Here is a 14,246-nt window from a genome sequence, read left to right on the forward strand (position 1 = left end):
CGGGCGCTACAGCCGCTCGGGGGTGCGGATGCCCAGCAGGGCCAGGCCCTGGCGGAGGGTGCGGCCGGTCAGGTCGCACAGGAAGAGGCGCTGCTCGACCTGGGGCTCGCCGCCCTCCGCGGTGAGCACCGGGCACTGCTCGTAGAAGGTCGTGAACAGCGAGGCGAGCTGGAAGAGGTACGAGGCGAGGCGGTGCGGCTCGTACGTCTCGGCGACCTCGGCGACGGCGTCGGCGAAGGCGTCCAGATGCAGGCCGAGGGCCCGCTCGGCGGGGGCGAGCGGCAACTCCGGGTGCGCGACGGGCCGCTGTCCTTCGGCCGCCTTCCGGAAGATCGAGCGGGTCCGCGCGTAGGCGTACTGGATGTAGACGCTCGTGTCGCCGTTGAGCGAGACCATCCGGTCCAGGTCGAAGACGTAGTCCCGGCCGAGCGAGGTGGACAGGTCCGCGTACTTCACGGCGCCGATGCCGACCTGCCGCCCGTTGTCGGTGATCTCCTGCTCGGTCAGGCCGATCTTCTCGCCCTTCTCCCGCACCACCGCGGTGGCCCGGGCGACCGCCTCGTCCAGCAGGTCCTCCAGCCGGACGCTCTTGCCGGCCCGGGTCTTGAACGGCTTGCCGTCCTTGCCGAGCACGGTGCCGAACGGCAGGTGCCGCGCGGTCACGCCGTCGGTGAGCCAGCCGGCCCGCCGGGCGGTCTCGAAGACCATCCGGAAGTGCAGCGACTGCCGGACGTCCACCACGTAGAGCAGGGTGTCGGCGTGCAGGTCCTGCGTCCGGTTGCGGATCGCGGACAGGTCGGTGGCCGCGTAGCCGAAGCCGCCGTCGGTCTTGCGGACGATCAGCGGGACCGGCTCGCCGTCCTTGCCCTTGATGTCGTCGAAGAAGACGCACAGCGCCCCGTTCGACCACACGGCGACGCCGGCCTTCTCCAGCAGGTGGCACGTCTCGACCAGCATGTCGTTGTACCCCGACTCGCCGACGATGTCGGCGTCGCGGATCTCGATGTCCAGCTTGTCGTAGACGGAGTAGAAGTAGATCTTCGACTCGTCCACGAACCGCTGCCAGGTGGCCAGCGTCTCGGGGTCGCCCGCCTGGAGGTCGACCACCTTGCGCCGGGCCCGGTCCTTGAACGCCTCGTCGGCGTCGAAGAGGGCGCGGGCGGACTTGTAGAGCCGGTCGAGCCGGGACATGGACGCCTCGCCGGAGTCCGCGTCGGCGCCGCCGGTGTGGTCCAGCTCGTGCGGGTGCTCCAGCAGGTACTGGATGAGCATGCCGAACTGGGTGCCCCAGTCGCCGATGTGGTGCCGCCGGACGACCTGCTCGCCGCCGAACTCCAGGATGCGCACCAGCGCGTCCCCGATCACCGAGGACCGCAGGTGGCCGACGTGCATCTCCTTGGCCACGTTGGGCTGCGCGTAGTCGACCACGGTGATGCCCGGGTCGGGCTTCGCGGGCACTCCGAGCCGGTCGTCCGCCAGCCGCCGCGCGAGGTTCGCGGTGATCGCGGCGTCCGGCACCGTGATGTTGAGGAAGCCGGGGCCGGAGACCTCGACCTCGCCCACCACCTCGTCGGCCGGCAGGGCGGCGGCGACCTGCGCGGCCAGCTCCCGCGGGTTGGCCTTGGCCCGCTTGGCCAGGCCCAGCACCCCGTTGGCCTGGAAGTCGGCCCGGTCGCTGCGTCGCAGCAGCGGGTCGGCACCGACGGCCGACGGCACCGCGGCCGCGAGGGCTGCGGAGACGCGCTGCTGGAGCGAGGCGGAGAGCGAGGGGACCGAGGCCATGGAGGTGCCGTTCCGTGTGAGGCTGCAAGGTGGGCTCGCGGTCCGGACCGGCGGATCGCCCGACCGTGCCCGCGACACTGCGAGTATCCCATGGGGGCAAAGCGCGCAACATCGGTTATCCACAGGCCCGGGTGCCGGCGCGGCCGTCGCGGGACACGGCGAGGTCGGGGCGCGGAGTTGTCCACAGGCGGGAAAAGGGTGGGACGGCGGCGGTGGCGGTTCTGGGAGAATGAACGTGCCGGGAGACGCCCGGCACGCACCCCTGCGACCCCAGGAAGAAGAGGACCGTGGCTGCAAGCACCGAGGCCGACTGGGTCTCCCGTTTCGCGGACGACGTCATCGCCGAGTCGGAGCGCCGCGCACCCGGGAAACCCGTCGTCGTCGCGTCCGGCCTCAGCCCGTCGGGACCGATCCACCTGGGCAACCTGCGCGAGGTCATGACCCCGCACCTGGTGGCCGACGAGATCCGCCGCCGCGGCCACGAGGTGCGCCACCTCATCTCCTGGGACGACTACGACCGGTACCGCAAGGTCCCCAAGGGCATCCCCGGGGTGGACGAGGAGGCGTGGGCCGAGCACATCGGCAAGCCGCTGACCTCCGTGCCCGCCCCCGCGGGCTCCCCGCACCCGAACTGGGCGGAGCACTTCAAGGCCGCCATGATCGAGGCGCTCGGCGAGCTCGGCGTGGAGTTCGACGGGATCAGCCAGACCGCCCAGTACACCTCGGGGGTCTACCGGGAGCAGATCCTGCACGCCATGCGGCACCGCGCCGAGATCGACGCGATCCTCGCCCGGTACCGGACGAAGAAGGCCCCCGCCAAGCCCGCCCAGCAGAAGCCGGTGGACGCGGCGGAGCTGGCCGCCGAAGAGGGCTCCGGCGCCGCCGAGGAGGACGACGGCAGCGGCAGCGCCGCCACCGGCGTGGGGTACGTCCCCTACAAGCCCTACTGCGCGGCCTGCGGCAAGGACCTCACCACCGTCACGGCGTACGACGACGAGACGACCGAGCTCTCCTTCACCTGCGCCTGCGGCCACGCCGAAACGGTCAAGCTGAGCGAGTTCGACCGCGGCAAGCTGGTCTGGAAGGTGGACTGGCCGATGCGCTGGGCGTTCGAGGGCGTGGTCTTCGAGCCGTCCGGTGTCGACCACTCCTCGCCGGGCTCGTCCTTCCAGGTCGGCGGGCAGATCGTCGGCCCGATCTTCGGCGGCGAGCAGCCGATCGGCCCGATGTACGCGTTCGTCGGCATCTCCGGCATGGCGAAGATGTCCTCCTCCCGGGGCGGGGTGCCCACCCCGGGCGACGCGCTGCGGATCATGGAGCCGCAGATCCTGCGCTGGCTCTACGCCCGCCGCCGGCCGAACCAGTCCTTCAAGATCGCCTTCGACCAGGAGATCCAGCGGCTGTACGACGAGTGGGACGCCCTGACCCGCAAGGTCGAGGACGGCAGCGCCCTGCCCGCCGACGCGGCCGCGTACGCCCGCGCGGTGGGCACCGCCTCCGGTGAGCTGCCGCGCACCCCGCGCCCGCTGCCGTACCGCACGCTGGCCTCGGTGGCCGACGTGACGGCGGGCGCCGAGGAGCAGACCCTGCGCATCCTCTCCGAGCTGGACCCGGCGCACCCGCTCTCCTCGCTGGCCGAGGCGCGCCCGCGCCTGGACCGCGCGGAGAACTGGATCTCGACGTACGTCCCGGCCGAGCAGCGCACGGTGGTCCGCACCGAGCCCGACACCGAGCGGCTCGCCCGGCTGGACGACGCGGACCGCGGTGCCCTGAAGCTCCTGCTCGACGGCCTGGAGTCGCACTGGTCGCTGGACGGCCTGACGACGCTGGTCTACGCGGTCCCCAAGGTCCGCGCGGGCCTGGCGCCGGACGCCAAGCCGACCCCGGAGCTGAAGGCCGCCCAGCGGGCGTTCTTCGTCCTGCTCTACGAGCTGCTGGTCGGCCGCGACACGGGCCCGCGGCTCCCCACGCTGCTCCTCGCCGTGGGCCAGCCCCGCGTCCGCCTCCTCCTGGGCGGCGCGCCGGAGTAGGGAGGCAGCCCGCCGCCCCGTCACCGAAAGGCCGGGTGCTGCGTGGGGGCCCGGCCTACGGGATGTACTCCGCCTCGCTCTCGGAGTTGAAGCGGTAGCGCAGCTCGCGGAGGGCGGCGACGAGTTCGCGTTCCTCGGGGGAGTTGCCCGTGTACGCCTCCTCCAGGAGACGGGCGAGCTGGCGAGTGTTGGGGAAGGAGCCGCGCTCGCGGACGTACTGGCGGTAGGCGGCGAAGTACGCCTCCTCGGTGGGCACGTCCTCCGGGAGCCGCAGACCGCCGCGCGGGTAGGTCACCGCCTCGGGCTGCGGCTCGTCGGCCACCGCCGTCTCCGGCTCGGTCTGCGGCACCGCCTGCGGCTCCTCGGGGCCGTCCGCCGGGGCACCGTCGAGGCCGACGTTGCCCAGCGGGCGGGTGCGGTTGGGCCCCGCCGGGACCATCACCTGCGGCTGCTCCTGGCCCTGCGGCCCCTGCTCGGCGTTCGGCGGCACGTCCCCGCCCTGCGCCTGCTGCGGCCCCTGCCCCTGGGGGAACGGGCCCGGCCCGCCCTGCCCCTGCGGGAACTGCCCTTCGGCAAGCGGCCCCTGCGGCGCCTGGCCCTGCGGGAACTGCTCCGGAGGGTAGGGCCCCTGCGGGAACTGCTCCTGCGGGAACTGCCCGTCGGCGAACTGCTGCTGACCCGCGTAGAGCGCCTGCCCGTACGGGTGCCCCTGCGCCTGCGGGGGCGCGAACCATGGGCTGTCGTGCGGCTGGAGCTGCTGCTGCTCGTACATCTGCTGCTCGTAGAGCCGGCGTTCGTAGAGCTGCTGCTCCTGGTCCTGGGCGCGGACCTGGGCCAGCACCTGCTCCCAGTCCTCGTCGCCGGGCCCGGCGGGACCCTGGCCGTTCGGGCCGGACGCCACCGGGGCCTGCCCGTTGACCCCGTTGAGCCGCTGCGCGTTCGGCGCCTGCCCGTTGCCCGCGGGCCCTGCGGCCTGTGCGGCCTGTGCACCCTGGGCGGCGCCCTCCGCAGCCTCCGCCGTGGCCCCCGCCTCCTCCGCCGCCTCGCCCTTCGTCAGCGCCGCCGGCCGCGTCTCGGCGACCGCCAGCACCGGCCCGGCCGACAGGTCGATGCCCGCCGCCTCCAGCCCCGCGTCGGCCGTCTCGGAGAGCGGCACCCCGTAGCGGGCCAGCCGCAGCGGCATGATCGCCTCGATCGGGGCCCGGCGGCGCCAGTTGACGCCGTAGCGGGCGCGCAGCCGGGCGCGGTAGACCAGCCGGTCCTGCTCGCGCCGGATGACCTCCTCGTACGAGCGCAGCTCCCACAGCTTCATCCGCCGCCACAGCCGGAAGGTCGGCAGCGGCGCGAGCAGCCAGCGGGTGATGCGCACCGACTCCATGTGCTTGTCGGCGGTGATGTCGGCGACCCGGCCGATGGCGTGCCGGGCGGCCTCCACGCAGACCACGAAGAGCACCGGGATGATCGCGTGCATGCCGACGCCGAGCGGGTCCGGCCAGGCGGCGGCGCCGTTGAAGGCGATGGTGGCGCCGGTGAGCAGCCACGCGGTCTGCCGCAGCAGCGGGAAGGGGATGCGCAGCCAGGTCAGCAGCAGGTCCAGGGCGAGCAGGACGACGATGCCCGCGTCCACGCCGATCGGGAAGACATTGGCGAACCAGCCGAAGCCCTTGTGCAGGGCGAGCGTGCGCACGGCCGCGTACGAGCCGGCGAAGCCGATGGCGGCGATCACCACGGCGCCGGCGACGACGATGCCTATCAGTATCCGGTGAGTCCGGGTCAAACGTATCGCGGCCACCCGCGACCCCTCCTGCCCCTCGGCCTGTCCCCCGTGAACTGGCCGCCCCAGACTGCCATATGCGGGCGGGGAACCGGCGACCCGCCGGGTGGATGGTCGGACAGACGTACGGATAAAGGTGCGGATAAGGGGGCGGGCGAGCCCGAGTTGTTACGCGCCGGTGGACGTGCTCTGCGCGGTGTTGGCCGCGGCGACGGCCGCGACCGCGTCCTTGGCGGCCCGCTCGGCGTCGCTGTCGACGCTCGACGCGCTCGGGTTCTTCTTGCCCTCCAGGCCGGCGCCGTTGTACTCGACGATCACCACGACGTTGCCGGTGCGGACCACCACCGTGTCGTTCTGCGAGGTGACCTTCGCCACCGTGGCCTTGCCGCTCACCGATGTGGCCTGGTCGCCGAGGCCGGTGAGTGGGGTGGCGGTGAAACCGGGCGTCTTGGCCAGCTCGCCCGACTCGTCGGCGAAACGCTTCTTCGCCTGGTCGTCGCCGGCGCCCAGCTCGGTGGAGGAGGCGAAGCGCTCCAGGGTGACCGACAGCCAGCGGTACTGGTAGCCGTCCTTGCCGTTGCCGGTCCACGAGCAGCCGCTGCGGGTGCCCTTCTCGTCGTCGCCGGTCGGCGTGCCCTTGCTGCTCTTCGCCTTGGGCACCAGGTCCGTGACGGTGGACTTGGTGACGGCGCCGCAGGAGGCGGGCAGGGTGGCGAACCGCGCGGGCGCGACCGTCGGGGTGGTGCTGGTGACGGCGGGGGCGGTCGGCGCGGTGGTGTGCTTCTTCGCGGAGTCCGAGTCGCCGGAGCCCGAGGAGCAGCCCGCCGCCAGGGCGGCGCAGACACTCGCGCAGGCGAGTATCAGCAGCGCCAGACGGGCCTTGGGGTTGATCCGGTCTTCCATCGTCCTTCGGCCCTTCGGTCCCTCGCCTGCGTCGGTCGTGGCCGGGCGGCGGCGGTCCCGCCGCACCGGTCGGCCCTCCAGGCTAAGGCCAACGGGCCCGGGCGGCGGCAAGCCCCGGGCCGGGCGATGCCTAGCCCTCGACCTTGTGCTGCAGCTCGACGGCCACCTTTTCTGCGTCTTTCTGCAGGTCAGCGCTGCTCGGTGACGCTGCGCCACGGGGCGCGGACTGGGTGTAGGTGATGGTCGCGAGGACGTTCGCGGCGCGGAAGACCACCGTGACCGTGCGGGTCGGGCCGCTTTTCGGGCTCTTGGCGACGTCGTTGATGAATGCGGCGTTTCCCACATCGGCGAGTCGGCGCGGCGCGAGGTCGGCGGCGGCCGATTCGGGGGAGTTCGCGTTGTTCGACCCACTTGTCCCGGTGGTGGTGCCCGAGGGGGTACCGGCCGGGTTGCCCGCGTCGTGGGTGCCGGCGGAGGTGGCGGTGGGGTCCGTGCCGGACGCGGTGGCGGGGGGTGTCGTGGACGGCGTGGTCGTGGTGGCCGAGCCGCTGGGCGGCGTCGAGGGGATGGAGGCGGCCGACGCCTTGCGGTCGAAGTCGTTCTGCGCCTGGAGTTCGTCGCTGATCGAGGGGTCGTAGGAGACCACCCGGGTGAGGTTGAGCGTCAGGGTGCGCGAGGTGCCGTCGGGGGTGGCGCCCTTCCAGGTGCAGCCGACCAGCCGGTCCGTGTCGTACGTCAGCGCCTCGGTGCCCGAGTAGTCCTTCGCGCCGGGCACCAGCTTGTGCAGCGAGTCCAGGTCCACGGCCGTGCACGGCTGGGGGAGGGTGCGGTACTTGCCGGGCGGGGCCGGTGAGACGACGGCGCCGTCGGACGGCGCGGCGGCGCCGTCGGTGTTGCGCCCGTCCGAGGAGCCGGTGCCGCTGCACGCGGTGAGCGCGGCCAGCCCGGCCAGCCCGAACGCGGCCAGCGCGGCGCCGGCCGAGAGGCGGGCGCGCCGGGGTGCGAACGGCATCCGGGACCGCAGCGTGGACCGCACGGGGCGGGCTCCTTCCTCGAGCTTGCGAGCTCCTCGACATCCTCGACGTTCCTGCGGCCGTGCCGGTTCGCCCGGCGGCCGCACCGCGTCGTCGCGCCGGTCCGTCCCCGCGGGGTCGGCGGGGTCGGCGCCTGCGGCGGGCGGGGCGGGCTCAGCGGCGCGGCGGGCGTCGTGGGCCCAGGCCGTGGGCACGGCTTTCGGGTTTCGGGCCGAGCGTAAAACCTTGGCGCATATGAGCGAGCCTTGGACACAATGTCTACCGCACGCGGCACCGATTCCGCCCGCCGGGGCGGCGTACACGGCAGGCCCTTCTGCCTGTCCTTGTCTGCGTGAGTATCCGATGTTTCCAGGTGTTTCCAGATGTTTTCCGTGGGTTTCCGGCTGCCCGGCGCGTTACGGTGCTGGGGTCGGAACCCGCCATCCGGGGGAGAAGACCATGACGTACACCGAGCTGCCCGGCGTCCGGGTGCCGATCAGGATGTGGGCCGACCCGGCCGGTGTCGAGGACGGCGCGCTGCGGCAGCTGCGGAACGTCTCCTCGCTGCCGTGGATCGAGGGCCTGGCCGTGATGCCGGACGTGCACTACGGCAAGGGGGCCACCGTCGGATCGGTGATCGCGATGCGCGATGCGGTCTGTCCGGCCGCCGTCGGTGTCGACATCGGCTGCGGGATGAGCGCGGTGAAGACCTCGCTGCGGGCCGGTGACCTGCCTGGCGACCTGTCCCGGCTGCGGTCGCGGATCGAGCGGGCCGTGCCGGTCGGCCGCGGCCTGCACGGCGAGCCGGTCGACCCGGCGGACCTGCCCGGGTACGCTGCCCGGGGCTGGGCGGGCCTGTGGGCGCGCTTCGGGGAACTCGCCGAGCCGGTGCGGCCGCGTGCCGAGCGCGCGGCCAAGCAGCTGGGCACCCTGGGCTCGGGCAACCACTTCATCGAGGTGTGCCTGGACACCGAGGGCGCGGTGTGGCTCATGCTGCACTCGGGCTCGCGCAACATCGGCAAGGAGCTGGCCGAGCACCACATCGGCGAGGCGCAGCGGCTGCCCCACAACCGCGACCTGCCCGACCGCGACCTGGCCGTCTTCGTCGCCGGCACCCCGCAGATGGCCGCCTACCGGCACGACCTGTTCTGGGCGCAGGAGTACGCCAAGCACAACAGGGCGGTGATGATGGCGCTGCTGCAGGACGTGCTGGCGCGGGAGTTCCGCAAGGCCCGGCCGTCCTTCGAGCCGGTGATTTCCTGCCACCACAACTACGTGGCCGAGGAGACCTACGACGGGGTGGAGCTGCTGGTCACGCGCAAGGGGGCGATCCGGGCGGGCGGCGGCGAGTACGGGATCATCCCGGGCTCGATGGGCACGGGCTCGTACATCGTCCGCGGCCTGGGCAACACCGCGGCCTTCAACTCCGCCTCCCACGGCGCCGGCCGCCGCATGAGCCGCTCGGCGGCCCGCAAGCGCTTCACCGCCCGCGACCTGGCCGACCAGACCCGCGGCGTGGAGTGCCGCAAGGACTCCGGAGTGGTGGACGAGATCCCGGCCGCCTACAAACCGATCGACCAGGTCATAGCCGCCCAGCGCGACCTGGTCGAGGTGGTGGCCGAGCTGAGGCAGGTCGTCTGCGTCAAGGGCTGAACCTGGCGGCTCCTCGCGAGGAACGGGCCTCGGACGATTCGGGGCCCGCCACATGACAGGCTGCCTGCCTCGGCTGCAGCCGACCGCCTTCGTCGCCTTCGTCTCAAGGCCGACCATGACGACGTTGTTGTCTTCACGGACGGGCCGGTTCCGGAGCCCCTGGGACGGGGTCCAGGCCGGATTCGGCCCGCTCCGGTCCGTCCCTGCGGTGCCGCACGTGTCACGACAAACGGTGACTGTGGACCGGGGTAGTGACGACGAAGCCGAGTGACTTCAGCCCCTCGTCCTGGCAGAGGGCATCCGACGCGCCTCCGACCTCGGTTTGGAGGAGCTGGTAGGCGGCACCGTGGTCCCGGCCCCACTGCATGGCGGCGCGCCACAGGGCTCGGCCGAGCCCTCGCCCCCGATGCTCGGGGAGGACTCCGAAATATTGCGGCATGAGCTGTGGTCGGCCGATGGCGTCGGGTCTGATCTCCATGGGGCCGATGGCCCCGGCTACCTTGCTGTCTGCTCTCGCCACGAGTACGGGACCGGCCGCGCCGGCCTCCATGCGGGAGTGGAGGAACGCGAAGCCGTCCTCCGCCATCCGGTGTGCGAAGTTGACGAAGTCCTTGCGGATCGGCGCTGTGAGATCGGTGAACGCTGAAACTTCCCGTCCGGCCGGAGGGCAGGGTCCGTCGAAGAAGTCGCGGAGCTGAATGCGGGTCCCCATGGCGAAGCGGGTTCCGTACTCAGGACCCAGGAACCGGGCAACGCGCGCGCCGCTCACTCCGTGGGCGGCACAGAGTTTCTGTGCCAGTTCGGCGGCCGCGATGCGACTGCCGGGCCCGACTCCGTACGCGTAGACCTTGATGGTGCCGGTGCCCCGTTCGAGGAGAGTGGGGATCAGGGTCTCGCCGGGCCGGTGGGTGATGTGCTCGACCAGAACGCTTTCGGCCTTCGTGTCGGACCATCGGACATCTTTGTCGTACGGCAGGAAGCGTCGGCTTCCCGCGGTCCTCAGGATGTCGGCGAACAGGTCGTCGGTGAGCACCGAGGGGTGCACGGGTCCGATGGTGGGAACGTAGGGGGCCGTTACCACTGGGCGGAGCCAGTCCCAACGGAAGCGCATGGACCGCACCTTACTTGCGGATGGGGAGACGGCTCAGGCCCCGGCGTGGACTGCCGGGGCCTGGCCGTGATCAGTTGGGGATCAGTGGGGGTTGTCGTCGCCCGCGTTGCACGAGCACTTGACGGAGTCCATCACGTCGTCCAGATCGGCAACCGTGACGACGACGGGGGTGGAGACCCTGCTGGTGTCCGCTTCCGGGCGGATGAACGCGGGCCTTGACATGATCTCTACGGCGACAGCGCTCATGCGCTCACCATCTCCTTCGGTTGTCCGTGCTGGCAGTAGGTGATCAGTGGTGCCTTCGCCTCCTGGTACTGCTTGGCCAGCGGCCGGCACACCTTGCACGTGCTGGAGATGGCACAGCCTTGGCAGCCACCGGTGCGAAGCATGAGAGCGTCGGAGATTCCGGACAGCCGGCGCAGGCCCTCAAGGCCCTCGGCCATGAGGTCGATCTGATCGTCCCGGCCGACCTTGCAGATGCTGACCTTGGCGTGGGGGTCGGCGTGGAAGAACGTGACTCCGGCGTTGCATCCGGTGAAGGCGCTGCGCTCGCGCAGGTGCTTGCTCGACTGGGCGAGCAGGCTTTCCGGGCCGCCGTGGATGGTGGGCGTCATGTTGGTGAAGACGTGGTGCTTCAGGCCCCAGTCCTCGGCGAGGCCGACCATGGCATCGATTTCGTGGGCGTTGTCGTTGGTGACGATGATGTTGAGCCGGACGGGAAGGCCGGCCTCCCTGGCGGCGTCGATGCCGCGCTTGAACGCCTTCCAGGCCCCGCGTCGCCGGGTGAGCTGGTCGAAGCTCTCCTCCGTGGCGCCGTACACGCTGACCACCAACCGGTAGGCAGGGCACTCCTCGAACATCGTGAGGAGCGAGGTCTCCCAGAGGCGGGAGGCGTTGGTGGAGACGGTGAGCATCATCCCCTGCGAGTAGGCGTAGCGGTACGCGTCCTGGAACTGCTTGTCGATCGTCGGTTCGCCGCCGGTGATCTGGAGCCACAGGACACCGGCGTCCCGCATGATGTCCAGGAGCCTGACCTTCCGGTCCCAGGTGAGGCCGGAGAACTCCTTCAGCCCCAGGTAGCAATGCGTGCAGGCGAAGTTGCAGCCGAGGTTGATCTCCCAACTCGCTTTCGAGAACCCGTAGGAGGAGCGCTCACGGACGAGCACTGCCTGCGATACAGGCTTGGCGCCCAGATCCATGCCCCACACGCCTGCCGCGGTCTCGGCGAACCACGACGGGGACGGAGCGTTCGTGCGGGCGAGGGTGCGTAACTCCTCGTAGCCCGACTCGGGCAGACGTGCTCCCGCGGCACTACCAGGCCGTAAGGCCAAATAGCCGTCGAGGAAGGGGCTCACGATCAGGTCATGGACCATCGGTCTCTCCTTTCCGGAGATTGCGGTTCGCCGGCCACCGACGCCCTCCGTGCGCTTTCCGGTGGCGCAAGCGGCGCTGACCGCTTGCTCGGCTTTCTTGCACGCACTACGCAACCGGCTGAGTACGGAGCGCGGTACCTTTGAGGCGGCGTCCGAAGTGGAAAGCGTGGAAAGCCCGTCCACACGCGGAGAGTGGCAGCATGGCTGAGCACGAGCCGAACCAAGGTCTCAGGGAACTTCTCAACGAGGCACGGTGGTCTCAGGCAGAGTCGGCTGCCGCGATCAACCGCGCTGCCGCAGAGGCCGGTGTTCCCGCGACCTGCGACAAGAGCAACGTGAACAAGTGGCTCGGAGGAACCCGTCCGCAGGCCCAGTGGCACCCCCTGATCGTCGAAGCGTTCTCGCGCCGGTTGGGCCGGCCGGTCACTCGTGCGGAAGCGGGTTTGCCGCCCTCGGTGGCCGAGACGGGGGCTCTCGCGGCGCTGACCTTGCCCGGGGACACTGTGGAGGGACTTGTCTCGATCGGAAGAGAAGACATGGACCCCTCACGCCGCAGGATTCTCACCACGATGCTCTACGCAGCCGCGTTACCTGTCCCCGCCTACATCGACCTGGCCGGCCGGGCCGAGGCGCATGCGAGCGGACGTACAAGGCGGGTCGGCGCAGGCGAAGTTGCGACCGTCCGGACGATGACCGACCGGATCGCCGACATCCTTGACGAACTCGGGGCGGGACACGCCCGGCCGATGGCTGCCGCCTTCCTGGTGAACACAGTGGCGCCCTATCTGCGCGCCGATGCCTCGGAGGCTGTGAAGAAGGACCTGCTCTCGGCCGCATCCGACCTCGTGTACCTCACTGGCTGGATGGCCATGTACGAGAAGGCGCACGGGCTCGGCCAGCGGTACTACGTGCAGGCGCTCCATCTGGCTGCTGACGCCGGGGACCATGTGACCTACTGCCGCACGCTCCGCGGAATGGCACTCCAGGCGGCCGATCTCCGGCACGCGAAGCGGGCGTTGGACCTCGCCGACTCCGCCGCGGAGGCAGCGCCCAAGGCCGGCCCGCGGCTGCAGGCCTTCCTCGCCGGACAACAGGCCCAAGGCGCTGCCCTCGTCGGCGACAGGCGCATGGCTTTCTCCCGCTTGGCGCAGACACAGGCCGCTCTCTCGAAGGCCGACAACCGGCGCGACGCCATCGGCGGTTACGACCAAGCCGCCTACTTCTTCCACGTGTCCAGCGTGCTCTACGCCGTCGGCGACGTGCCCGGCTCCATCACAGCCATGCAGGACTCCCAGCGCGTGCGTCCCCCGATCGAGAAGCAAGGGCGTGCGCACGCGAGCGGCCTGATCGCGCAACGGCAGCTCGAAATCGGGCACGTGGAAGCGTCCTGCGAGACCTGGCACGGCTTCCTCGATGATTACGAGCACCTGTCCTCGTCCCGCGCCGACGAACACTTCGACGCCCTCCGGCGCCGCCTTCGCCCCCACGTGAAGAACCGGCACGCACGCGAGGTGTACGAGCGAGCCACCGAACTCGCCCGGCGGAAGGCGGCATAGCCGCGGCGGCGGTGGCGGATCTGGTGAACTGGCCGCGGAATTGGCTAGGTTGTTGGTGTTTGACTGGACATCCGCAAGGGGGGCGGCGGCCATGGGGCAGCAGCAGAAGACGTTTCGGGCCATCGAGATCGGTGACGGAAGCGACGGGCAGTGGGCTGCCCATACGCAGGCGCTGTGGCCGCTCGTCGAGGGGTGGATGACCGAGGAGGGCCGGACCTCGCAGGGTGCGGACCGTGCGCGCCGGCTGTTCGAGACGCACATGCCGGAGCTGGTCCCCGTGCTCGAGCGCCTCACCGGCCAACTCGACCGGCCCGACGGGGAGACCTTCCTCACCCTCGCGGCCTTGCGCCCCTTCTTCTCGGGCTGCACCCAGATCGGTGCCGGCGGCACGCTGCTGCGCAACTACGACTTCAGCCCTGACGGCTGCGAGGGCACCATCGTCTCCTCCCACTTCCTGCGCCCGGTGATCGGGATGCAGGACGCCGCCTGGGGCCTGCTGGACGGGATGAACGACGCCGGGCTCGCGGTCTCCCTCACCTTCGGTGGGCGGTTCGTCCACGGCCCGGGCTTCGCCGTCCTCATCGTCCTGCGCTACCTGCTGGAGACGTGCACCACCGTCGGCGAGGCGGTCGGCAAGCTGAAGTCCCTGCCGATCGCGATCCCGCAGAACGTCACTCTGGTCGATCCCGAGCGGTCGCTGACGGTGTTCGTGGGGCCGGACATCCCGCTGACCGAGGCGCCGGACGCCTGCGCCGCCAACCATCAGCACCTGCCGGTGCCCGACGAGCAGGAGCAGTCCTCCCGGACCCAGGAGCGGCTGAGCGCCATCCGCGCGGCCGGTACGGACGTGGCGGCGATGCTGGAGCCGCCGCTGTACCAAACCGCGTACGACGAGTGGCTGGGAACCCTCTACACCGCCCATTACCGGCCCTCCGAGGGCCGGGTGACCTACTACTGGCCCGGCGACTCCTGGGAACAGTCCTTCGGCGACTTCGCTCCGGGCTCCCGCACCGTGGCCATCGGCCGGGCCGGCTGAGCCGATCGGCGGCGC

11 protein-coding genes are annotated in these 14,246 nt (G+C 71.3%); 4 read left to right on the top strand and 7 right to left on the bottom strand.

From position 1 onward, the window contains the following. Positions 1-6: 6 nt before the first annotated feature. Complete coding sequence (gene argS, locus BLR33_RS20095; protein WP_093785946.1) at positions 7-1,782, bottom strand: arginine--tRNA ligase; 1,776 nt, start codon at positions 1,780-1,782, stop codon at positions 7-9. A gap of 287 nt (positions 1,783-2,069) precedes the next feature. Between argS and lysS the strand changes: the two genes are divergently transcribed. Next, complete coding sequence (lysS, locus tag BLR33_RS20100) at positions 2,070-3,812, top strand: lysine--tRNA ligase (RefSeq protein ID WP_093785947.1); 1,743 nt, start codon at positions 2,070-2,072, stop codon at positions 3,810-3,812. Positions 3,813-3,867: 55 nt separating this feature from the next. Here lysS and BLR33_RS20105 read toward each other — a convergent pair whose 3' ends face one another. From BLR33_RS20105 to BLR33_RS35275, 3 genes are all read right to left on the bottom strand, one after another. Continuing rightward, a complete protein-coding gene (locus tag BLR33_RS20105) occupies positions 3,868-5,604 on the bottom strand; it encodes a DUF2637 domain-containing protein (RefSeq protein ID WP_176930345.1) in 1,737 nt (578 codons plus the stop codon). A gap of 150 nt (positions 5,605-5,754) precedes the next feature. Beyond that, a complete protein-coding gene (locus BLR33_RS20110; protein ID WP_093785948.1) occupies positions 5,755-6,489 on the bottom strand; it encodes a hypothetical protein in 735 nt (244 codons plus the stop codon). 130 nt (positions 6,490-6,619) lie between these two features. Then, entirely contained in the window at positions 6,620-7,525 is a 906-nt protein-coding gene (locus BLR33_RS35275) for a hypothetical protein (RefSeq protein WP_176930347.1), read from the bottom strand. Between the two features lie 436 nt (positions 7,526-7,961). Here BLR33_RS35275 and BLR33_RS20120 point away from each other — a divergent pair, with 436 nt between their 5' ends. After that, a complete protein-coding gene (locus BLR33_RS20120; protein ID WP_093785949.1) occupies positions 7,962-9,155 on the top strand; it encodes an RtcB family protein in 1,194 nt (397 codons plus the stop codon). A gap of 220 nt (positions 9,156-9,375) precedes the next feature. On the opposite strand, the gene BLR33_RS20125 is transcribed toward BLR33_RS20120, so the two are convergent. From BLR33_RS20125 to BLR33_RS20130, 3 genes are all read right to left on the bottom strand, one after another. Beyond that, positions 9,376-10,266 (bottom strand): GNAT family N-acetyltransferase, encoded by an 891-nt coding sequence (locus tag BLR33_RS20125; protein WP_093785950.1) that lies wholly within the window; start codon positions 10,264-10,266, stop codon positions 9,376-9,378. 81 nt (positions 10,267-10,347) lie between these two features. Then, positions 10,348-10,512, bottom strand: a complete 165-nt coding sequence (locus BLR33_RS35280; protein WP_176930341.1) for a hypothetical protein — start codon at positions 10,510-10,512, stop codon at positions 10,348-10,350. Continuing rightward, the gene (locus BLR33_RS20130; protein WP_093785951.1) at positions 10,509-11,639 is read right to left on the bottom strand and encodes a radical SAM protein; all 1,131 of its coding nucleotides are present in this window, start codon (positions 11,637-11,639) and stop codon (positions 10,509-10,511) included. The genes BLR33_RS35280 and BLR33_RS20130 overlap by 4 nt, the downstream gene beginning before the upstream one ends. Before the next feature lie 200 nt (positions 11,640-11,839). Here BLR33_RS20130 and BLR33_RS20135 point away from each other — a divergent pair, with 200 nt between their 5' ends. Both BLR33_RS20135 and BLR33_RS20140 read left to right on the top strand, forming a co-directional pair. Next, positions 11,840-13,195: a hypothetical protein gene (locus BLR33_RS20135; RefSeq protein WP_093785952.1), complete on the top strand. Its 1,356-nt coding sequence runs from the start codon at positions 11,840-11,842 to the stop codon at positions 13,193-13,195. A gap of 91 nt (positions 13,196-13,286) precedes the next feature. After that, positions 13,287-14,231, top strand: coding sequence for a C45 family autoproteolytic acyltransferase/hydolase (locus tag BLR33_RS20140; protein ID WP_093785953.1), 945 nt, complete (start codon positions 13,287-13,289; stop codon positions 14,229-14,231). Positions 14,232-14,246 lie beyond the last annotated feature (15 nt).

Source organism: Actinacidiphila guanduensis, from assembly GCF_900103985.1.
GTDB lineage: Bacteria > Actinomycetota > Actinomycetes > Streptomycetales > Streptomycetaceae > Actinacidiphila > Actinacidiphila guanduensis.

Coding starts and splice junctions, on each gene's coding strand:
- BLR33_RS20110 (WP_093785948.1), bottom strand. CDS start 6,489: ATGGAAGACCGGATCAACCCCAAGGCCCGTCTGGCGCTGCTGATACTC.
- BLR33_RS20140 (WP_093785953.1), top strand. CDS start 13,287: ATGGGGCAGCAGCAGAAGACGTTTCGGGCCATCGAGATCGGTGACGGA.
- BLR33_RS35280 (WP_176930341.1), bottom strand. CDS start 10,512: ATGAGCGCTGTCGCCGTAGAGATCATGTCAAGGCCCGCGTTCATCCGC.
- BLR33_RS20120 (WP_093785949.1), top strand. CDS start 7,962: ATGACGTACACCGAGCTGCCCGGCGTCCGGGTGCCGATCAGGATGTGG.
- BLR33_RS20125 (WP_093785950.1), bottom strand. CDS start 10,266: ATGCGCTTCCGTTGGGACTGGCTCCGCCCAGTGGTAACGGCCCCCTAC.
- BLR33_RS20135 (WP_093785952.1), top strand. CDS start 11,840: ATGGCTGAGCACGAGCCGAACCAAGGTCTCAGGGAACTTCTCAACGAG.
- argS (WP_093785946.1), bottom strand. CDS start 1,782: ATGGCCTCGGTCCCCTCGCTCTCCGCCTCGCTCCAGCAGCGCGTCTCC.
- BLR33_RS20130 (WP_093785951.1), bottom strand. CDS start 11,639: ATGGTCCATGACCTGATCGTGAGCCCCTTCCTCGACGGCTATTTGGCC.